Origin of the sequence: Salinibacillus aidingensis (genome assembly GCF_039522525.1) — a bacterium.
Classification (GTDB): domain Bacteria; phylum Bacillota; class Bacilli; order Bacillales; family Alkalibacillaceae; genus Salinibacillus; species Salinibacillus aidingensis.
The window spans coordinates 136,663-157,059 of record NZ_BAAADO010000003.1; the positions used below are offsets into that span (position 1 = coordinate 136,663).

Below are 20,397 nucleotides of genomic sequence, written 5' to 3' on the forward strand. Positions count from 1 at the left end.
GGTGCTTGTACCGCGTGTGAGGTGATTTATAGTGAAGCAAACCATTCTGGTAATTGAAGACGATTACATGATAAGAGAATTGATTTCAATATATTTAAAGAAAGCAGGGTATGAGGTTGTAGAAGCAGCAGATGGGGAAGAAGCAAAGGAAGCCTTTCTTACTCATCATCCCTGTTTACTGATTCTTGACTTAATGCTTCCGAAAATAAGCGGGGAAGAGCTGTGTACATGGGTAAGAGAGCAGGAACGCAATGAAGTTTCGATCATTATGCTGTCTGCTAAAGCCAGAATAAACGATAAGATTAAAGGTTTGAAGCTTGGTGCAGATGACTATTTGACAAAGCCTTTTGATCCAGACGAGTTAGTCGCACACGTGGAGGCCGTTTTACGAAGGACCGGTCAGTTCTGTCAAAAAATCACCTATGGCGGCTTGTGTATTAAACCTAGAAAGGGCGAAGTGATGCTGTATGATGAGTCGCTTAAGCTGACGAAGCATGAATTTCAACTACTCTATCATTTTATGGAGAATCCGAATGTTGTTCTGACAAGAGAAAACCTGATTCAGCAATTATATCCGCATGCTGATAAAACCGTGATGGACCGGACGGTTGATGCTCATATTAAAAAATTAAGGGAAAAAATCGAGGAAGATCCTTCTTCACCAAAACGGATTTGTACGGTAAGAGGAATGGGGTATAAATTTGTTCATGAATAAGTGGAAAAAAGTCAGGCTTCCAAGATGTTTATTAGGACGACTGACGCTAATAAATATTACCGTGGTTACAGCTTTCATTCTCCTGACCACCTGGGGAATTTATAATACCTCCTGTTTCCTTGTTGATGGTATCGGCACAATGAACCAAATGACACAGAAGCAATTTGAGTCTGCTCTTTTACAGTATCTCTGGATTTTCACCTTTACGACGATTGTCACCGGGAGCATGATTCATTTTTTTCTGACAAAAAAATTGACAGGTCCCCTAAGAAATTTAATAGATTCAACGAAAACTATGAAAGAAGGTCGATATCCGAGTCCTATTCAAAGGAGGTCAGAGGATGAAACAGGACAGCTTATTGACCACTTTAATGATATGGTTGAGCAATTAAAGAAAAATGAGCAACAACGAAAAAAATGGTCTCTGATATATCCCATGAACTAAGAACGCCATTAGCCAATTTAAACGGGTATTTAAATCCCCTGCATAATGGTATGATTGAAGGCCGTCCAAAGCTGTATAAAGCCCTCTATGAAGAGTCTGAACGTCTTAGTGGAATGCTGGAGCAGCTGGATAGGTTAAAGGAATGGGATGATATCAGTGGACAAACCTTTTCTGAACAGGAAAAAGTTAATATGAAAAGCATCATTGAACAAACGGTAGAGATGTTTCGCTGGGCGGCCAAAAAAGAGGGAATTCCAGTCGAACTTCAACTGGAGTCTCGTATGGTTCAGGTTCATCAGGAGGGCGTTGCACAGGTTTTAAATAATTTGCTGGACAATGCCATTCGCTACCATAAGGGTGGCGGCTCCATTATGGTTCAGGGAAAATGATCTGAATGTAAATACTATGATTCCTTTACGGGTCCGGGAGAAATCATTCCGGAACGAGAGCAGTCCCTCATTTTTGAACGGTTTTACCGTATTGATCCTTCCAGATCACGGGAATCAGGTGGGACAGGCCTTGGTCTAGCTATTTCAAAGGAAATCATAGAGCATCATCGTGGTCAAATAGGCGTTCATTCAGAAGGAAATATTCACACATTTTGGTTCACACTTCCACTCGAGAAGGGGTCATGAAATTTTATAAGTAATAGAAAAATATAATAAAATATGTCGAATTTTTTTGAAAATAGGCCTATTGGATGATGTCACGTTTGACGATCAGAGGTATATTACAGGGTGAATGGATGAATGGAGTAGTGTCTGTACAATTCATTTATCATGAAAGGGCAAATCTATCTGAAAAGAAGGGGCGCAAAGTTACAGGCCTAAGGTGTACAAACTATGGTGGCTGGACTGCTGATGATACAAGCACGACTGACAAGCCGTGCTAAGTTTCTTCAAAAATGATAAGGAGGATTTATAATGAATAATCAGTTATTTCTAAACGGGAAATCTCGTAACTTATTAGTAGCGTTGCTTATGGCGGCTGTATTTGTTTTTGCATTCGGACTCAGTGCTGCACAAGCTGAGGAAGGAGAAGAAACAGATACAACAGAGACGGAAACAACAGCGGATACAGAAGAGACCGGGGAAGCACCGTCCTCAGAAGAAAATACTTCCACAGATGAAGAGAAGTCTGAAGAAGAGGGTTCTGAGACAAGTGAGGAGACGGACACAAATACAGAGGAGGATTCCTCGTTACTGCCTGGCGATCTCTTCTATTTCACGAAGAAAATGATGGAAAACATTCGTCTTGCATTAACATTTGATGATACAGAAAAAGCGGAATTATTGGCAACATATGCGGAAGAGCGTATTAAAGAAGCAGAAGCTCTTTTTGCGAACGGCGAAAAAGAAATGGCTGAAAAGACCCTTGAAGAAGCATTAGCTAAGCAGGAAAAGGCTATGGCTAAATATGAGGAAAGTCAGTCAGAAGAAGAGAATAATACAGATGAAAATGTAGAAGAAGTGGATGATGAAGCAGAAGAAGAAGGCAGTGAAACCGAAGAAGGTACAAAAGAGGAAACGACTGAAGAAAATGGCGAGGAAACAACAGGGGATTCAGTAGATTCCATTCGTTCAGAGCTTGAAGAGAAGTTTTCTGCAAATATTGAAGCTTTAACTGCTGCACTAGAAAAAGTAAGCAATCCGCGAGCGAAAGCAGCTTTACAAAAAAATATTGCCAAAGCACAGAAAAAGCTTGAGTGGAAAGTGGACAAAGAGCTGGCTAAATTGGGCTTAGACAGTGAGGACGAGGAAACTGAATCTGAAGAAGGAACTACATCTGATGAAGAATCAGAAGGAACCGACTCTGAGGAAAATACTGAAGAAGCTGGTAAAGAAGAAGTTGAACAGGTAGCCTTGAAATCAAAAGACACTGAGGAAGCTGAAGAGGATGAGGCTGCAGAAGAAGAGCAGGAAGAAACAGAAGATAAAAACGAAGCAGCTAAAGAAAAGAAAGAAAGAGCTCAAGATAAAGCTGAGGAAAAGCGTGAACGAGCTCAGGAAAAAGCTGAAGAGAAGCGTGAGAAAGCCAAAGAACGCGCTGAAAAGAAAAATAATGGAAAAGGAAATCATCCTGGAAAGGGTAATAATGGAAAGCATAACTAATCCAGGTAAAGCGGCCAAATCACTATGGTGGTTTGGCTTTTTTTATGGTGATCATTCAAAGCCTGCCTTTACTCGAATTGAGCTATGTGTATTAGATGAATGAGCCGAGACTGGTGAAGGTTATTGATTAATAAGGGAAAGTGACTGATGTTGATACAGAACTGGCTGATAAATGAACGAAATGGACTGATAAACTCGTGCACCAGATTGATAAATCCATAAAATCTCAACTCCGGAAAAATGTCGGTCTGCCCCTCTAACCCCTGATCCTCCCCAAGAAACGCCGGGAAACCCAGATTAAATCATTTAATCGGTACTTATCGAAAAATTCAGGTGATTTTATGACGAAATGGACGTTGCTTAAATCGTCATACTCCCCTAAGGTTAATAAAGTATTTGAAATCGAACAGCTTCAAATACATACTATATAACGACTAAGGAGTATCAAAAAACATGTGTGGAATTTTTGCTATGACAGGAGGAATGGCTGAATCTTTAATGACTGAAGTGTTAAACAGTATGCGTCATCGTGGACCTGATGAAGGGAGCGATGTAAAACTGGAGAATTTTCACTTAGGTCATCAGCGCCTGTCTATTATTGGTTTAGAAGATGGAATTCAGCCTATTAAAAATGAAAATGGATCGAAATGGATTGTATGTAACGGGGAGATCTATAATTATCTTCAGCTTAAAGAAGAGCTTAAAGAGAAAGCTACCTTTTTAACGAAATCCGACAGTGAAGTTGTGCTAAAAATGTATGAGCAGGAAGGTGCCAAAGGGGTCGAGAAGCTGGACGGGATGTTTGCCTTTTTTATAGCAGATGAGGCGAATGACACCTTCCTGGCAGCCCGTGACACCCTTGGGATTAAGCCTCTGTATTATGGAAAAGACGACAAGGGCCAATTCGTGTTTTCCTCTGAACTGAAAACCTTATATCTTGTCACGGATGAAGTACGTGAATTTCCAGCCGGGCATTATTATACCCCGGAAACAGGTTTTGTCTGTTATCGTAAAATAGCAGAGCCGAAGCAGAGCGAAATGCTTTCGGATCAATCGTTGGAGGTCATGACAAACAAGATTAAAGATCAGCTTACGAATGCCGTGAAAAAGCGTCTCCTGGCAGATGTTGAGGTAGGTGTACTATTAAGTGGAGGACTGGACAGCAGCCTGATTTCCGCGATTGCCACAAAGCTTCATCAAGGGGAGAAGCCTGTGAAATCCTTCTGTGTGGGTTCTGAAAATAGTGAGGATTTAATGCGTGCCCGTGAAGTAGCAGAAGCGATTGGAACCGAGCATTATGAGTATGTATACACGAAAGAAGAATTAATTGAGGTACTGCCAAAAGTAATCTATCATTTGGAATCTTTTGAGCCATCCCTTGTTCGCAGTGCTTTGCCTAACTACTTTGTATCCCAGCTCGCCGCAGAGCATGTAAAAGTAATTCTGTCCGGAGAAGGGGCGGATGAACTTTTCGCCGGTTATGACTACCTGAAGGATTTTCAGGATGATCAAGGTTTAAATCAAGAGATTATCCGAATTATAAATTCCCTCCACAATATAAATTTACAGAGGGCAGATCGTATGAGTATGGCTCATTCCCTTGAACTTAGGGTGCCATTCTTAGACTTGGATTTAATAAAGGATGCTTTATTCATACCGGCTCAATCAAAGCTTCATACAGACGAGCATATGGAAAAATGGATCCTTAGAAAGTCCTTTGATGGTCTGCTTCCAGAATCGATTTTATGGCGGAAGAAAGAGGAGTTTTCAGCAGGAAGCGGGGCTTTGGATATTTTAGAGGAGCATGCTAATAAAGTGATTTCAGACCATGAATTTCATGCATTGAATGCTGAAGCACCTGTTAAACTGCGCAGTAAACAGGAATGCCTTTGCTTCAAAATTTATAAGGAAATCTTCCCGGAAAAATCAGCATTGGAAGTTATGGGACGCTGGGCAACAGCTTAAGGAACTTTTCCAAAAAGTGCAGGAGCTCCTGCACTTTTTTAATAGGTAAAAAGATGCATTTTTCATACTTTCGTTGGAATAAACAGGAATAAAATCATGTTGTTATTTTTTTCTATCATGATATAACATAGTTGGAAGGTTATATGAAAATGTTGGAGGAAGAGGGGTTTTATGGTTGGTTATGACAAACAAATTTGGGGTTTTGTGTTTATCTCTTTTTATGGTCATGTTTTTAATGGCCTGTGGCAATCATTCTGAAGAAGATGCCAGTGCCAGTGAAGATGAAAAGAAACAGTCGGAGGAGCAGGATACTGAAAAGAATGAGGAACAGAAAAAGGATGAAGACAAAGAGGAAAAGTCTGAAGAGGATGAGGAATCCGGGGATGTATCCTTTGAAGTTCAGCAATCAGCTCCAGAGGACCAAGGGGAAATGGAAGTATGGCTTGAGGGTGACTTCACCATTAAGAATAAGGTAGTCACAGTCAATGGAACGACAAATTTATTGCCGGAATCTGAGCTTTACCTTGATTTTGACTGGCAAGATGGCTCTATTATCGGTGGATATACCCGGACACGAGTAAACGGTAATGGCGTTTTTAAACTTGAGAAGGAACTCCCCAATGATGTAGAAGGAATCATTCACACCGAATTAAGCTTTGATATGTCCAAACAGGATGAAGAAATTCAGGAGCACTATGGCGATAAACTCGCCGGGCACTTTTTGCGGTATGAGACAGGAACAGAAGAAGAAACCTACAGAAAAGCTTCTTTCCAGAAAACGATTGAATTGGATGATAAAGAGCAGTCTTTCTCTATCGAGGAGCCAAGATGGAAGATCCCTGAAAATTCCGGAAATCCTGAGGTTGAGCTCGAACCTTCTATCGAAAAGAAAGGAAAATATGTGGTGGTGACCCTGGAAAGCAATTTGATTGGCGGTGCCTATGTTCGTGCCGATACAGAAATTCCAAACTACATTACATCAGGATACTACGATGATGGCTATACCAATCCGGATGGTTCCGCTACGTTTTACATCCGGGATCCTGAGCGGGAAATGGATGATATCAGTGAGTATGAAATTATGATCAGTATGGACCCGACACATCATAATAATGGTGCTCATGTAAAGGATGCCTATGGCAAGAATGGTGAAAAGCTAAGCGGTGAGTACCTTCGCAAAGATCATGAGGATAAACAGACCATTGAACAAACGTTAACCGTCACAGCAGAATAAGAGATAAAAAAAGGACAGATGGATATCCGATTTTGGATTCCCTCTCTGTCCTTTTTGTATCGAACTCAAAACATATTCTCAGCTTTTTATTCGTTTTCTATAATATTTCCAGTACCATTTTTCAAACTCCTGTGCTGGCAGTGCACGACTGTAAAAAAAGCCTTGGCCATATATTCCTCTACTCATCAGCAATTCAAGCTGCTCGGCTGTTTCCACACCTTCGACAACCACTTTTGCTTTTAATACCTTTCCAATTTTAATGATGGTTTTCAGCAATGAATGAACACGCTTGCTTTCTAAAGCATCATTTAAAAAACGCTGATCAATTTTTAATTCATCCATTTCAATGTCTTTAATCATACTTAATGAAGAGTAGCCGACACCAAAATCATCAATCGAAATGCCAATACCAAGCTGTCGCAGTTCATCAATATTTTCCTTCGCGTCCTCATAGAATAATAGCGCTGACTCGGTAATTTCCAGAGTTAAAAGTTCCGGGGTCATCTGTTCATCCAATAAAATTTCTTTTAGACGGGGAATAAAGCTTGGATTCATGATTTGCTTTGTCGAAATGTTAACGGATATCGGGAATGGCTCCAGGCCATGAGCGCGAAATTCTTTAGAATGTCTGCAGGCTTGCCGAATGACCCATTCCCCAATAGGGATGATAAGTCCAGTTTCCTCTGCAATGGGAATAAATTCACCGGGACTGATATAACCAAGGTCATTTTCCCATCGCAGCAGTGCCTCAGCCCCTGCCAGAGCACTGGTGGATAAATCAATCTGGGGCTGGTAATGGACAGCTAGTTCACCGTTCTCAATGGCTTTGTGCAGGCGGGTTTCCACCATGATTTTCCGTTTCATTTTCTGGTTTAATTCATCATCGTAAAATTTATAATTGTTTTTTCCGCTTTCCTTTGCCAGGTACATAGCGAAATCAGCTTTTTCAATTAACGATTCTGCCTTTTCTTCTGCCACCGGACACATGGTGATGCCAATACTCGGGGTGGAGAAGATTTCATTTCCGTCGACAATAAAAGGGTGATTCATCTGATTAATAATACGTTCTGCAATTTCCTTCACTTCCTGCTCATCTGCGTCCTCAATGAGAACTAAAAATTCATCCCCGCCCTGCCTTGAGACTATATCGTTTTTTCGGATGCAAGACTGCAATCGATCTGACATTTGAATGAGGAGTCGATCTCCTACGCGATGTCCCAGAGTGTCATTGACCCGTTTGAAATTATCAAAGTCAATAAACATAATACCTATTGAAATATTATTTTTTCTTGATGATACAAGAGTTGCTTCCAAATAGTTCTGGAACCAGTTTCGATTCGGCAGACCTGTTAACGAATCGTTATAGGCCATTTTGTTCATGACTTCCTCGGTTTCCTTTTCGCTCGTCACATCAAATACGACTCCGTCTACTCTTACGACCTCTCCGGCATGATTGAAGACAGGTGTTCCACGATCTTCAATCCAGCGTGTCTGCTTGTCAGGACGGATAATTCGGTAGACGACCTTTGTTTTTCTGCCTCTCTTCTGCTTTTGCAGGGCGTCTGTTAAGATTTCGTAATCATCAGGATGGATAGATTCGAACAAGATATGTGGATTTTGTTCAAATTCTTTACGTGTAACTCCATAAATATTGGCATTTCCCTCAGATACAGTTATTTCACCCGTTTTAAGATTCCTCGTCCATAACGTAATATCATTATTATCAAAAATCTCCCGGATATTTTTCTCATTTTTCTTCATCTTCCCCGCCAGATAACCAATCAAAATGGAAGTCACAAAGGCCATTGAGTTAATAAATAAGGCTCTGATCAATTGGTTTGGAGTAAGGGAACTGAACGTCTGAAAATCAACGCTAATCCGTAGCGTCAGTATGATAAGAAGAGAGAAGATGCCACCGAATAACCCTAAGTGATAGGAAAACAAGGATACAGATATCAGGTTCATTAACCAGAAAATCCCTGTATTTAAATGGGGAGAATAAAATTCAATTCCAAGCGCCAACAGGAAAATAATCGTACTAATCATCCATACATAATATAGAATTTGCTTAAGGTTGTATCTGCTCATTGAAGTCACCTGCTACTACGTATGTATTCTTTAATCTTTTCTGAATAGTAATCCGATACTATTAAACCATTTTTGCACCTAAATAAAAAGTCCTAATCGGTATTGGGAAAAAATCCTATATTATATAAAGTTCGGTGCCCCCTTACCATTTACCAGTAAATACCTGACTGAGCCCCATCTTATATGAGGCTTTTTTCATGTATAATAGAAAAATAGACATCGCGAAAAAAGGGGAGAGGATTTTGAAAAAGAGACGCTGGATAAAAATAGGGATAAGTCTGCTTATTACGCTGTTAATCATAAATATTATTGCCAGTATTTATTTTTATAATCTGGCCATTGATCGTGACTTCCCCAAAGATTTTCTAAATGGAAATGATGATTTAGAGGTGTCCGGGGAAGCGATGGAGGTTATGCTTGATGGAGGCTGGCGCGATTGGGTAGCCGATCAGAATTTTGACAGCTGGAAAATGGAATCCTTTGATGGGCTCAAGTTGCAGGGCTATTTTCTGGAGGCCGAGGAACCTTCAGATAAAACCGTCGTATTTGCCCATGGTTATTTGGGAAATGGGAGCCAGATGGGATTGTTTGGCCAGTATTACTATGAGGAATTAGGGTATAATATGTTTACCGCTGACATGCGTGGTCACGGAAACAGTGAGGGAGATTACATAGGCTTTGGCTGGCATGACCGGCTGGACTATGTCGACTGGGTTCATAGAGTCATAGAGGAATTAGGCCCGGATACAGAAATTGTATTGCATGGTGTATCGATGGGAGCTGCAGCTGTGTTAATGGCAAGTGGTGAAGAATTGCCGGATAATGTAAAGGCTATTGTAGCTGATAGTCCTTACACAAGTGTGTATGGTTTATTTGATTATCAGATGGAGCGCATGTTTCATCTTCCGGACATTCCTGTCTTGCCAAGCACAAGCCTTGTCACAAATATACGGGCTGATTATTCATTAAAGGAAGCTTCTGCATTAAAACAGGTTCAGAAAGCAGATGTGCCGATTTTATACATCCATGGTAATGACGATGCCTTCGTTCCAACCCGAATGTCCAGAAAGCTGTATGAGAATACAAAGAGTAAGGCGGAGTTCGTCACATTTGACGGATCAAGTCATGGAGAGGCTTTTGTTATTCATAAAGAGGAATACGTTGCTGAGTTAAACGATTTTCTGAATATGTATGTAGATGGCTAAGTCTATTTTACCAGAAGAATCTATGTTAAAATTTATATAAAAAATGTGATATCATTTGTCAAATAAGACATATCATGATAGTTTTTAAGTACATATGTGTTTTTTGCATAGTACTGTCAAGTTTTATACAGAAGAAAGCGTTTGTGAAAGACGCCTTAGAATGAAAATGATGAAAAATGGAGGGAATTTTTCGTGAATATTATTGTAGCTGGCGGAGATGGCTTCTGTGGGTGGCCAACTGCCCTTTACTTATCAAAACAGGGACATGATGTATCCATTTTAGACAACGAAGTAAGAAGAAAAATTGATGATGAACTTCATTCCAACTCTGTCACACCCATCTCTTCCCTGGAAGAAAGAGTGGACAAGTGGAAGGAGTTAACCGGTAAAGAAATTCGTACATATATCGGTGACCTTAACCATTATGATTTTCTCCGGGAAGTATTGAAAAAAGAACAGCCGGATGCATTCGTTCATTTTGCTGAACAGCGCTCTGCTCCTTATTCCATGATTGACCGCGAACATGCGGTTTATACACAGACAAACAATGTTGTAGGTAACTTAAATGTATTATATGGAATTCGTGAAATTGTACCTGATTGTCACCTGATTAAATTAGGGACCATGGGTGAATACGGTACACCGAACATTCCTATTGAAGAAGGTTTCATTGAAATTGAACATAAAGGTCGCAAGGATGTTCTTCCATATCCAAAACAGCCAGGTTCCTTCTACCACCTTTCAAAGGTACATGACAGTCATAACATTATGTTTGCCTGCAAAATCTGGGGAATTCGCGCGACTGATTTGAACCAGGGAATTGTGTACGGCCTTGAGACGGATGAAACAAAAATGGATCCGCTACTAACTAATCGTCTGGATTACGATGATGTATATGGTACAGCCTTAAATCGCTTTATTATTCAGTCTACAATTGGTCACGACTTAACCGTTTATGGCCAGGGTGGACAAACCCGCGGATTCCTGAATATTAAGGATACTGTACGCTGCATTGAAATTGCTGCGGAAAATCCGGCCGATAAAGGGGAATTCCGTGTATTTAACCAGTTTACTGAGGAATTTTCTGTATTGGATCTTGCCAAACTAGTACAAAAGGTAGCGAAAGAAGAAGGATTCGGCACAGATATCGCTCATCTGGAAAATCCACGTGTAGAACTGGAAGACCATTTCTTCCAGGCTGAAAATACGAAGCTGAAGGATCTTGGGTTAGAGCCACATTTACTGACAGAAGACGTTGTGCGTGACATCCTGAAGGCAGTTGTGGATCACAAGGATCGTGTGATCAAAGAGAATGTGCTTCCTCAAGTATCCTGGACTTAAAAACAAGGAAGTGTCTTTCATGAAAATTGCCATTGTAACGGAGACGTTTCTCCCTTCTACAGATGGAATTGTAACGAGACTGACTGCCTGTATTCGTTACTTCTTGCAGGAAGGACATGATGTACGCATTATTGCACCCGATCTTGGTGTATATGAGTTTGAAGGAGCAAAAGTTGAAGGGGTTCCAGCGCGGACCCTTCCTTTTTATCGTTCCAAGAAGTTTTCCCTGCCTACCCGAAAGGTTAAGAAGCTTTTGGCAGATTATGATCCTGATGTTGTCCATGTAGTGAATCCGGCATTGGTCGGTTATTCAGGAATTAAGTATGCAAGGCAGCTGGGATACCCACTGGTTGCTTCCTACCATACCAATATCGCCCAATATCTGGATTATTACAGGCTTTCTCCATTTAAAGGCCTTATCTGGTGGTATTTCCGCAAGCTTCATAACCAGGCAGACTTAAATCTCTGTACATCCAAAACCGTTCAGGATGAGCTGATTGACCTCGATTTTTACAATGTTCATGTATGGAAACGCGGGGTCGATACGGAAATGTTTCAGCCTAAACGTTATGATGAAGAGATGCGTGAGCGTTTAACAAATGGACAAAAGGATAAAATATTATTACTGTTTGTTGGCAGACTTGCTGCTGAAAAAGAAATTGAAAAGATAAAAACCGTTTTAGATGAATCTGATGACTTTGTTTTGGCAGTGGTAGGGGATGGTCCGCATCGCGATACACTGGAAAACCATTTTGAGGGAACAAACACAGTTTTTACCGGATTTTTACACGGAGAAGAACTGGCGAAAGCATTTGCTTCTTCAGATGTATTTGTCTTTCCTTCCACAACTGAGACACTTGGGCTTGTCATTATGGAAGCCATGGCATCAGGACTGCCGCTTGTTGCTGCCAAAAGTGGACCGACATGTGAGCAAATTGAGGATGGCAAAACAGGTTTATTATATGAACCGGAGAAGTCCATGAACTTTAAAGAGACCGTTTTACAGTTCAAGGATGAAACGCTGCGAAAACGCCTGGCTGTATCTGCCCATGAGGAAATTAAGGAACTTGGATGGACAGGTGCTGCCGATCAAGTGTTACAATTTTATAAGGAAGTAGCAGGAGTCGATGAGAAGCTGAATCAGGAGCAATCATAAAATAAGTCATTGAACATCTGATAGAGGGATTCCATGGGAAATCATAAAAAGAAAAAAGGCCCTTTTCAATTTATGCAATTTAGTGTTATTGGGGTTGCAAATGCAGCTATTGACATAGGAGTATTAAATCTCTTACTGTTATTTTTTCATACAGATAATCAGGGACTGTTATTGTTTTATAATACCATAGCTTATACACTGGCTGTAGCTAACAGTTATTTTTGGAATGCCAGCTTTACCTTTCGACGTTCAGCGGAAGGGAGCAACTGGCAGCGCCTGACCTTTATTGGACAGGGGATCGTGAGTTTAGGTGTAAATAACTTTGTCTTTTATATCGGCAATTTACTATTGGGATTTATTGGTATACCAAATTGGCTGCGCTATAATATTGCAAAGGGATTAGCCATGTTTCTCTCATTCCTCGCAAGCTTTTTTATGATAAAATATTTGGTGTTTAGAGATTTTGGAGCAAAGAAAGTGAAAGAATAATATCATTTTTAACAGGGAAGCTCAAATCACAGATGGTGTGATTTGGGCTTTTTTCGATATATCGGGATTCTTCATCCAGTTGCAGTGCACAGCTGGACCCTTTTAGAACCAAATCGACGACCCCCACAATCCAAATTAAATTATATAAAGACTTGAAAAGAAAGGATGTGACCTGCGTCAATTTTTATCAAATTATTTGATTTCCTGGGAGAAAGAAAGAATTTCGGCAACACCTTGTTCATTATTTCACAAAATAGACAAAGGTTTGTTACAGAAATGTGAAATAGTGAACAAAGTCATTTGCAAATCTAAAATTCATGTTAAGATATAAGTGTAATAAGGAAACAGCAAATGCGGTAAGGCCATGGCACCGCTTCTGTTACCTTATAATACGACAATATGTGAAATACTGAACAAATTTTAAGGGGTGGATTTATATGTTTAATCATTTTCTTCGTAATAACAAATATGTTGCAGGTGTGTTAGCTTTTCTTAGGATATATATTGGATATCATTTTCTTACAGCTGGCTTTGGAAAAATAACTGGCGGTGGATTTGATGCAAGTGGATTTATAAAAGGTGCAATTGCAAGCGCTGGTGGGGAGCATCCAGCTGTTCAGGGCTGGTGGGCAGCATTCCTGGAAAACGTTGCGTTACCAAATGCTGAAGTATTTACGTTCTTAGTTATGTGGGGAGAGCTTTTAGTAGGTCTGGCCCTTATCCTGGGGATTTTCACAAACTTTGCAGGGCTAATGGGGCTGACAATGAATTTTGCGTTCCTATTCAGTGGTACAGTTAGCACAAACGCCCAAATGGTATTAATAACGGTATTCATCGTTGTGGCAGGCTACAATGCAGGACGTTTCGGTCTGGATCGCTGGGTAATGCCTTTCTTAAACAATCACAACTTAACATTCAAGAGCCGTAAGAAACATAAAGAAGAAGTAGCGGTTGCATAACTGAATATTTATCATCCGGACAAGAGAAAACCTTAAAAGACGCGACCACAGCCGCGTCTTTTAAGGTTTAAGGGAAGATAAACAAGTTTATGACATATTATATCCATGATTAATCACAATGGATGAATACTAAGAAGAAGAGCATGGCTATTTCAGGGGTGAAATGGACATGCTTTTATATTTATCGGCTAGAAAGAGATATGAACCAAAAAGTTCCTTGCAACAGTTTGAATCTTCAGAAATGTATGATATAGTGTTTATAAGTGGAAATTTGAGGGGTAACAGTTAAACATACTGACTGGTTAGTATACTATATTGTAATTCAGCTTTTTTATTTCACACTTATGAAAGCGTTATCAAAGGGGAGGAGATCTTTTGAGTTTAATTCAGGATTTATTTCAATTGGACGGAAAGGTTGCCATTGTTACAGGCGGGGGTCGTGGCCTTGGGAGACAGATTGCTTTGGCCTATGTCGATGCCGGAGCTAAAGTTGTGATCTGTTCCCGAAAGCTTGAAAATTGCGAGACCACAGCTAAAGAAATTGAGGAAAAGGGCGGAGAGGTTTTAGCGCTGCAGTGTGATGTTCGAGAGCCTGATCAGGTTCAATATGTCGTAGATCAGACGATTGAGAAGTTTGGTAAAATCGATATCCTCGTAAACAATAGCGGGGCTTCGTGGGGAGCGCCCGTATTAGAAATGCCGCTGGATGCCTGGTACAAGGTCATGAATGTAAATGTGACAGGTACCTTCCTGATGTCACAGGCGGTTGGAAAGCATATGGTGGAACAGGAAAGCGGAAAAATTATTAATCTATCATCGATTGCAGGTTTAAGAGGGGTGGATCCACGTGTGATGGATGCTGTGGGCTATAACGCCAGTAAGGGTGCCATTATTACAATGACAAAGGATTTAGCTGCAAAGTGGGGCCCTCATAATATTCATGTAAATTGTATTGCACCAGGATTTATTCCGACGAAAATGTCTAAAGGAGTACTTGAGCATGGGGGAGGAGTTGTTTCAGAATTAACGCCTTTACGTCGCTTAGGAGAGGAGGAAGAAATTCAGGGGATTGCTCTATTCCTGGCTTCAAAAGCATCCAGTTATATTACTGGGGAGACCATTTCCGTTGATGGCGGGATGAGTGCTACTTAAAAGTTGTGAGGAGGAATGAATATGGAAAAAGTCTGGCAAAACCATTATCCGGATCATTTGAACAGTGAGCTTGTGATTCCCAATATTACAGCCGTGGATATGCTACACCAGACGGTTAAAAAATACGGGGATTATAAGGCCATGCATTTTTACGGAAGAGAGTTTACTTACAAAGAGCTTGGACAGCAGGCAGGAGCATTTGCGTCCAAGCTTCAGGATGAGGGTCTCAATAAAGGAGACAGGGCGGCGATTATGCTCCCGAACTGCCCGCACTATGTAATAAGCTACTATGGCATTTTGCAGGCAGGTGGTACGGTTACCCAGGTAAATCCAATGCTGGCGGGGCCTGAACTTGAGCATATACTAAAGGATTCCGGTGCTGAGACGATTGTCATTTATAAGCCACTTCTACCCGTTCTCAATCAGATTATTGATCAGACAAACGTAAAGAAGGTTATTCAGGTTACGCTTGGTGAAGAGAGCTCGGATGATGATCTGGCTGTAGAATTTACCGATTATTTAAAGCAGGCAACCCACCCGCCAAAGGCTGTTGAATTCGATCCGAAAGAAGATATTGCGATTCTGCAATATACTGGTGGTACCACAGGTCGATCGAAAGGAGCCATGCTTACTCACCGAAACATTGTCACCAACACGCTTCAAGCCTATGAGTTTTTTAAGGATGAAATCGAATTCGGCAAAGAACGCTATCTTACGGTCATCCCTCTGTTCCATGTTTTTGGCATGACATCATGTATGAACCTCTCCATTTATACAGCTGCAATGAATATTTTACTTCCTAAGTTTGATTTAGAAGAAGTCCTGCAAACAATCAAAGACCTCAAACCGACATCATTTCCAGGTGTACCAACCATGTATGTAGCCATCAACAGCCACCCAAAAGCAGAGGAGTATGGGATTGACAGTATAAAAATCTGTAATAGTGGAAGTGCTCCGATGCCAGGGGAGCTCATGCGTTCCTTTGAGAAAAAGACCGGTGCGAAAATTCTGGAAGGCTATGGCCTGTCTGAAGCATCCCCAATCACCCATTGTAACCCGATGTTTTCGGATAGAAAGCCGGGAAGTATCGGTATTGGGGTACCATCCACGGAATATAAAATAGTGGATTTAAGCGATGGTACAAAAGAAGTTCCATATGGGGAAACAGGGGAGCTGATTATTAAAGGACCTCAGGTGATGAAGGGATATTGGAATATGCCGGAGGAGACAGCAGAAACGTTGCGTGATGGCTGGCTGTATACGGGAGATATCGCTCGAATGGATCAAGATGGATACACTTATATAGTAGATCGGAAGAAGGATATGATTATTGCGAGTGGATACAATGTCTATCCTCGGGATGTTGAAGAAGTATTGTATGAGCATCCAGCTGTTCAGGAAGCTGTGGTTGTAGGTGTTCCGGATGAATATCGCGGAGAAACCGTTAAGGCTGTTGTTGTCCTGAACGAAGGGGAGAACAGTTCAGAGGAAGACTTAATCAGATTTTGCAGGGAAAACCTGGCAGCCTATAAAATTCCGCGTATGATTGATTTCAGAGATGAACTGCCAAAAACCAATGTCGGAAAAATCCTCCGTCGAAAAGTTCGTGAAGAGCTGGTGTAACCCTCTTTAAAATGGAAGCGCTTTAATTTTGGGAGGGTTGAAAATGAAGAATCAAATCATTCAAGCCTGTGTAGAAGCTTTTGAGAAAAAGGGATTCAGTGAAACCTCTATTCAGGAGATTGTTGACCGCTTAGGGGTAACTAAGGGAACCTTTTATTATTATTTTGCCAGCAAGGAACAGGTTTTAATGACGATTCATCGCAGGTACATTGATGAATTACTCATACAGCAAAAAGAGTTGGTAAGGCGTGCAGATGTAAGCTATACAGAAAAGCTTTACGGTCTCATTCGGGTGCTTATTTCCAATATTACTCCGTTAGGAAACAGCGCCCGAGTTTTTCATCGTGAATATCGTCATCTGAATGAAACTCACATGAAGGAAGTACGGGAAAAACGAAACCAGGTACGCTTGATTGTGGAAGAAGTTATTCGGGATGGAATCAAGGCTAAGGAATTTCGACAGGATCTGAAGGCAGATATTGTAACCCTTGGCATTCTGGGTATATGTAACTGGAGCTATCAGTGGTTTCAGTCGGACGGAATGTTCACCGACTTGGAAGTGGCAGACATTTTTATCGATATGATTAGCAGGGGAATTGAATACAGTTAGCTTTTCTGCTCAATGGAATGGATTACATTAAGCTTAGCCGGCAAATGGATGGAAAGGGAGGGTGAACAGTTTGAAGCATGAATGCAGAGTGAAAGCGAGGGCATTTGAAACAGATGCCTTAGGTCACGTCAGTAACATTAGCTATTTTATTTATCTGGAAGAGGCGCGGATTGAAATGTTCAGAGATTTAGGTGAGCCTATGAAAATGGATTCATGGCCCTTTATTTTAGCATCAACGAGTTGTGATTTTAAGCAGCAGGCCTATTTTGATGAGGTTATGACCATTCAAACCACTGTCAGTAAAATGGGCAACTCCAGCTTTCATTTAAAACACGAGTTTGTGAATAACAGGGGGTTGATCGCAGAGGGAAAGGCCATCATGGTGTATTTTGATTTCCATCAGCAAAAGACAGTGCCCATTCCTGATTCTGTAAGACAGAAGCTCATGCCTTACGTGGAAGAGAATGCAGTTGAGGGGAAGAAGGGATAAATTCAGCCACGGTGAAAGCTTGTATTGTACAGGGAAGAGTTATGGTTATACGGATAAGATTAAAAGGATCGTCTTTGGAAAGGAGACGATCCTTTTTAAATATTGTTCAGCAATTACAGAAAGCGGATTTGTGTCTTTTCAGAAGTATCCCCTTTAGTGATAGATTCCGGTCTCTCTCAATTTAGAGGAGGAGTTTGGAAGCATTGATAGAAGAGGTCACTGTAAATTTTGTTATCCATGATACAATAGATGAAAAGTTTAAATATGGAGAGGATATTATGCTGACTGATTATCATGTACATATGGCGGAAACCGGAGAATTTACAACCGATTACTTGAAGGAGTATTTACAGAAAGCAAAGGAGAAGGGAATTGAAGAATTAGGGATATCTGAACATGCTTATTTTTTTCATGAGACGAGTGATATTATTTCCAACCCCTGGATTGACAACCGTCGAGGGTTAAATTTTAAAGATTATCAGCAGTTCTTTGATCAGGCCAGGGCTGAAGGGCTGAACATAAAAATGGGGATTGAAATGGATTATAGACCCGGAAAGGAAAAAGAGATGGAGGCCTTTATTAATGCCCGTCCCTTTGACTATGTGATCGGCTCAGTTCACTGGATTGGCGACTGGGGAATTGACCTTGCGATTCATCGGGAAGAATATGAAAAACGGGATATTAATAAAGCTTATGAGCAGTATTTTGATCAAATCGTTACATTAGCCGAATCTGAGCTATTTGACTTTGTTGGACATATCGATTTAATTAAAATTTTCTCTTATAAGCCAGACGATCAGAATTTTGTTGAAAAGCAGTATGACCGGGCTGTGGAGGCTTTAGCCAAATCAGGCACATGTATTGAAATCAGTACAGCCGGGCTTCGTAAGCCTGTAGGAGAAATCTACCCGGACCCTATTTTGCTGCAAAAGTGCTATGAAGCCGGTGTTGGCATTGTGACATGCTCCGACGCACATGCACCAAAGCATGTGGGTTATGCCTTTGATCAGTCCCTTGAATTGGCCCGATCGATCGGGTATAAGGAAATTCAGGTGTTTAACCAGCGGAGGAGAGAGACGTATCCTTTAGGTTAATTGACCGGTAGACAAAAATCTGGTCATAAGAAAAGTCATACACCATGAGTATGACTTTTCTTTATAGATCCAGGTTTTTGGAATGCAGCCTGGTAATTGTGATTTAGTTGTACATCCTAAATATCATGCCATCCTACAAATCAATTGGCTTTACCTGGTGAATATCGGATACTTCCTGTAATTTTTGGAGGACATCTTCATCTATTTGTCGATCAACGGTTAGCATCATAATAGCATCTCCACCTACGTCGGAACGTCCGACCTGCATGGTTGCAATGTTGACGTCAAACTTTGCGAGCAGGCTTCCGACACGTCCGATGGCACCTGGCTGGTCTGTGTGACGGATGAGCAAAAGGTGACCTTGTGGAACGACGTCTACGCTGTAGGCATCTACTTTAACGATTCGTGTGCCAAGGCCGTTCAATAAGGTTCCTGCCACTTTGGAAGCGCCGGATTTTGTACGGGTTTCAACGGTAAGCAGATTGGTAAACCCTTTGGTGGATGTGGTCTTCTGTTCATTGATGGTAATCCCTTTTTTCTCTGCAAAATAAGGGGCATTCACATCATTTACGTGATCACCAAGGTGGCGTTTTAAAATGCCTTTTACGGTGTTGCGGGTTAATGGTGTCACATCCAGATCTGCTAAATCGCCGGAATAGTAGATACTGACTTCTTCAATCGGCTCCTGGGCAAGATGAGCGCTGAAGGTTCCCAGTTTCTCAGACAGATTAAAGTATGGTTCAATTCGTTTCATGACCTCAGCAGGTAAGGATGGCAGATTAACAGGGTTTTTGGCTGCACCGCCGTTTAGAATCTGAATAACATCACGGCTGACATCGATGGCTACGTTTTCCTGGGCTTCCACCGTACTTGCCCCTAGATGCGGGGTAGCCACTACTTCAGGGAGCTCAACTAATTTATAATTCTGAATAGGTTCTTCCTCGAAAACATCAAGGGCAGCTCCAGCAACTTTTTTCTCTAAAATAGCTTCGTACAGAGCATCCTCGTCAATGATACCTCCTCGGGCGCAGTTAATGATTCGTACACCTGGTTTCATTTGGTTAAAGGCATCCCGACTAATTAAATGCTTGGTTGCCGGCATTAAAGGTGTGTGTACCGTAATGAAGTCGGCCTGCTGAATCACTTCTTCCAACGTTCCACACTGTATGCCCATTTTTTCTGCCTTTTCTTCTGTTAAATAAGGATCATAGGCAATGACATTTAACCGCTGTCCTTTGGCCCGATAGGCAACCTCGGCTCCTATTCGTCCAAAACCTACAACGCCCAGGGTTTTTCCTTTTAGCTCCACACCTACGTATGCTTTGCGGTTCCATTCATGCTGTTTTAAAGAATGATAGGCCTGAGGAATTCTTCGTGCCAGCGACATGAGCATGGCCATGGTATGTTCAGCGGCAGAATTTGTATTCCCATCTGGTGCGTTTACTACGATTACCCCATGCTCAGTAGCGGCGTCCAGGTCGATGTTGTCAACTCCGACACCAGCACGGCCAATCGCCTTCAGATTTTTTGCTCTTTCTATTATGTCTTTGGTTACCTTCGTCTGGCTTCGTACAAGTAATGCATCATATTTTTCAATGGTCTCCAGAAGCTCTTCATGAGACAGACCGGTATGAACGTCAATTTTCAGATGTTCTTCCTGCTTAAGAGGCTGAATTCCTTCTTCACTTAACGGATCACTGACTAAAATATGGAACGTCAT

At 41.3% G+C, this 20,397-nt stretch carries 19 protein-coding genes and 1 riboswitch; of the genes, 17 read left to right on the forward strand and 2 right to left on the reverse strand.

Annotation, left to right across the window (positions count from 1 at the left end; genetic code table 11):
• Positions 1 to 31: 31 nt before the first annotated feature.
• The 7 genes from ABD006_RS07445 to ABD006_RS07475 all read left to right on the forward strand — a co-directional run bounded on the left by ABD006_RS07445 (position 32) and on the right by ABD006_RS07475 (position 6,470).
• Positions 32 to 715, forward strand: coding sequence for a response regulator transcription factor (locus ABD006_RS07445; protein ID WP_343839336.1), 684 nt, complete (start codon positions 32 to 34; stop codon positions 713 to 715).
• The gene (locus ABD006_RS07450) at positions 708 to 1,160 is read left to right on the forward strand and encodes a HAMP domain-containing protein (protein WP_343839340.1); all 453 of its coding nucleotides are present in this window, start codon (positions 708 to 710) and stop codon (positions 1,158 to 1,160) included. Before ABD006_RS07445 ends, ABD006_RS07450 begins: the two co-directional genes overlap by 8 nt.
• Positions 1,133 to 1,549 carry a histidine kinase dimerization/phospho-acceptor domain-containing protein gene (locus ABD006_RS07455; protein WP_343839342.1) on the forward strand — a complete coding sequence of 139 codons (417 nt, stop codon included), beginning with the start codon at positions 1,133 to 1,135 and terminating at the stop codon, positions 1,547 to 1,549. Before ABD006_RS07450 ends, ABD006_RS07455 begins: the two co-directional genes overlap by 28 nt.
• Positions 1,550 to 1,639: 90 nt before the next feature.
• Positions 1,640 to 1,795: an ATP-binding protein gene (locus tag ABD006_RS07460; RefSeq protein ID WP_343840254.1), complete on the forward strand. Its 156-nt coding sequence runs from the start codon at positions 1,640 to 1,642 to the stop codon at positions 1,793 to 1,795.
• 141 nt (positions 1,796 to 1,936) lie between these two features.
• Positions 1,937 to 2,022, forward strand: a riboswitch (cyclic di-GMP riboswitch).
• 61 nt (positions 2,023 to 2,083) lie between these two features.
• Positions 2,084 to 3,271: a DUF5667 domain-containing protein gene (locus ABD006_RS07465; protein WP_343839344.1), complete on the forward strand. Its 1,188-nt coding sequence runs from the start codon at positions 2,084 to 2,086 to the stop codon at positions 3,269 to 3,271.
• Positions 3,272 to 3,724: 453 nt separating this feature from the next.
• Complete coding sequence (asnB, locus tag ABD006_RS07470; RefSeq protein ID WP_343839348.1) at positions 3,725 to 5,236, forward strand: asparagine synthase B; 1,512 nt, start codon at positions 3,725 to 3,727, stop codon at positions 5,234 to 5,236.
• A 181-nt stretch (positions 5,237 to 5,417) separates the two neighbouring features.
• Positions 5,418 to 6,470 carry a hypothetical protein gene (locus tag ABD006_RS07475; RefSeq protein WP_343839350.1) on the forward strand — a complete coding sequence of 351 codons (1,053 nt, stop codon included), beginning with the start codon at positions 5,418 to 5,420 and terminating at the stop codon, positions 6,468 to 6,470.
• A gap of 78 nt (positions 6,471 to 6,548) precedes the next feature.
• Here ABD006_RS07475 and ABD006_RS07480 read toward each other — a convergent pair whose 3' ends face one another.
• Positions 6,549 to 8,558, reverse strand: coding sequence for a putative bifunctional diguanylate cyclase/phosphodiesterase (locus ABD006_RS07480; RefSeq protein ID WP_343839352.1), 2,010 nt, complete (start codon positions 8,556 to 8,558; stop codon positions 6,549 to 6,551).
• 239 nt (positions 8,559 to 8,797) lie between these two features.
• Between ABD006_RS07480 and ABD006_RS07485 the strand changes: the two genes are divergently transcribed.
• The 10 genes from ABD006_RS07485 to ABD006_RS07530 all read left to right on the forward strand — a co-directional run bounded on the left by ABD006_RS07485 (position 8,798) and on the right by ABD006_RS07530 (position 18,677).
• The gene (locus ABD006_RS07485; RefSeq protein ID WP_343840256.1) at positions 8,798 to 9,763 is read left to right on the forward strand and encodes an alpha/beta hydrolase; all 966 of its coding nucleotides are present in this window, start codon (positions 8,798 to 8,800) and stop codon (positions 9,761 to 9,763) included.
• Positions 9,764 to 9,955: 192 nt separating this feature from the next.
• Positions 9,956 to 11,104, forward strand: coding sequence for an NAD-dependent epimerase/dehydratase family protein (locus ABD006_RS07490; RefSeq protein WP_343839355.1), 1,149 nt, complete (start codon positions 9,956 to 9,958; stop codon positions 11,102 to 11,104).
• Between the two features lie 19 nt (positions 11,105 to 11,123).
• Positions 11,124 to 12,260 (forward strand): glycosyltransferase family 4 protein, encoded by a 1,137-nt coding sequence (locus ABD006_RS07495; RefSeq protein ID WP_343839357.1) that lies wholly within the window; start codon positions 11,124 to 11,126, stop codon positions 12,258 to 12,260.
• 33 nt (positions 12,261 to 12,293) lie between these two features.
• Positions 12,294 to 12,749, forward strand: coding sequence for a GtrA family protein (locus ABD006_RS07500; protein ID WP_343839360.1), 456 nt, complete (start codon positions 12,294 to 12,296; stop codon positions 12,747 to 12,749).
• Positions 12,750 to 13,186: 437 nt separating this feature from the next.
• Positions 13,187 to 13,708 (forward strand): DoxX family protein, encoded by a 522-nt coding sequence (locus ABD006_RS07505; protein WP_343839362.1) that lies wholly within the window; start codon positions 13,187 to 13,189, stop codon positions 13,706 to 13,708.
• A 375-nt stretch (positions 13,709 to 14,083) separates the two neighbouring features.
• Complete coding sequence (locus tag ABD006_RS07510; RefSeq protein WP_343839364.1) at positions 14,084 to 14,860, forward strand: SDR family oxidoreductase; 777 nt, start codon at positions 14,084 to 14,086, stop codon at positions 14,858 to 14,860.
• 15 nt (positions 14,861 to 14,875) lie between these two features.
• Complete coding sequence (locus ABD006_RS07515) at positions 14,876 to 16,483, forward strand: long-chain-fatty-acid--CoA ligase (RefSeq protein ID WP_343839367.1); 1,608 nt, start codon at positions 14,876 to 14,878, stop codon at positions 16,481 to 16,483.
• 43 nt (positions 16,484 to 16,526) lie between these two features.
• Positions 16,527 to 17,093 carry a TetR/AcrR family transcriptional regulator gene (locus ABD006_RS07520; protein ID WP_343839370.1) on the forward strand — a complete coding sequence of 189 codons (567 nt, stop codon included), beginning with the start codon at positions 16,527 to 16,529 and terminating at the stop codon, positions 17,091 to 17,093.
• A 70-nt stretch (positions 17,094 to 17,163) separates the two neighbouring features.
• Positions 17,164 to 17,583: an acyl-CoA thioesterase gene (locus ABD006_RS07525; protein WP_343839373.1), complete on the forward strand. Its 420-nt coding sequence runs from the start codon at positions 17,164 to 17,166 to the stop codon at positions 17,581 to 17,583.
• A gap of 278 nt (positions 17,584 to 17,861) precedes the next feature.
• Positions 17,862 to 18,677 (forward strand): histidinol-phosphatase HisJ family protein, encoded by an 816-nt coding sequence (locus ABD006_RS07530; protein ID WP_343840259.1) that lies wholly within the window; start codon positions 17,862 to 17,864, stop codon positions 18,675 to 18,677.
• Positions 18,678 to 18,810: 133 nt separating this feature from the next.
• Here the strand turns inward: ABD006_RS07530 and serA are convergent, their stop codons facing one another.
• The gene (gene serA, locus ABD006_RS07535) at positions 18,811 to 20,397 is read right to left on the reverse strand and encodes a phosphoglycerate dehydrogenase (protein WP_343840262.1); all 1,587 of its coding nucleotides are present in this window, start codon (positions 20,395 to 20,397) and stop codon (positions 18,811 to 18,813) included.

Bases quoted from the DNA above. Each gene is read 5' to 3' on its own strand.
- ABD006_RS07450 (WP_343839340.1), top strand. From the start codon at position 708: ATGAATAAGTGGAAAAAAGTCAGGCTTCCAAGATGTTTATTAGGACGA.
- ABD006_RS07455 (WP_343839342.1), top strand. From the start codon at position 1,133: ATGGTCTCTGATATATCCCATGAACTAAGAACGCCATTAGCCAATTTA.
- ABD006_RS07465 (WP_343839344.1), top strand. From the start codon at position 2,084: ATGAATAATCAGTTATTTCTAAACGGGAAATCTCGTAACTTATTAGTA.
- asnB (WP_343839348.1), top strand. From the start codon at position 3,725: ATGTGTGGAATTTTTGCTATGACAGGAGGAATGGCTGAATCTTTAATG.
- ABD006_RS07475 (WP_343839350.1), top strand. From the start codon at position 5,418: ATGACAAACAAATTTGGGGTTTTGTGTTTATCTCTTTTTATGGTCATG.
- ABD006_RS07480 (WP_343839352.1), bottom strand. From the start codon at position 8,558: ATGAGCAGATACAACCTTAAGCAAATTCTATATTATGTATGGATGATT.
- ABD006_RS07495 (WP_343839357.1), top strand. From the start codon at position 11,124: ATGAAAATTGCCATTGTAACGGAGACGTTTCTCCCTTCTACAGATGGA.
- ABD006_RS07500 (WP_343839360.1), top strand. From the start codon at position 12,294: ATGGGAAATCATAAAAAGAAAAAAGGCCCTTTTCAATTTATGCAATTT.
- ABD006_RS07505 (WP_343839362.1), top strand. From the start codon at position 13,187: ATGTTTAATCATTTTCTTCGTAATAACAAATATGTTGCAGGTGTGTTA.
- ABD006_RS07515 (WP_343839367.1), top strand. From the start codon at position 14,876: ATGAATATGGAAAAAGTCTGGCAAAACCATTATCCGGATCATTTGAAC.
- ABD006_RS07520 (WP_343839370.1), top strand. From the start codon at position 16,527: ATGAAGAATCAAATCATTCAAGCCTGTGTAGAAGCTTTTGAGAAAAAG.
- ABD006_RS07530 (WP_343840259.1), top strand. From the start codon at position 17,862: ATGCTGACTGATTATCATGTACATATGGCGGAAACCGGAGAATTTACA.
- serA (WP_343840262.1), bottom strand. From the start codon at position 20,397: ATGACGTTCCATATTTTAGTCAGTGATCCGTTAAGTGAAGAAGGAATT.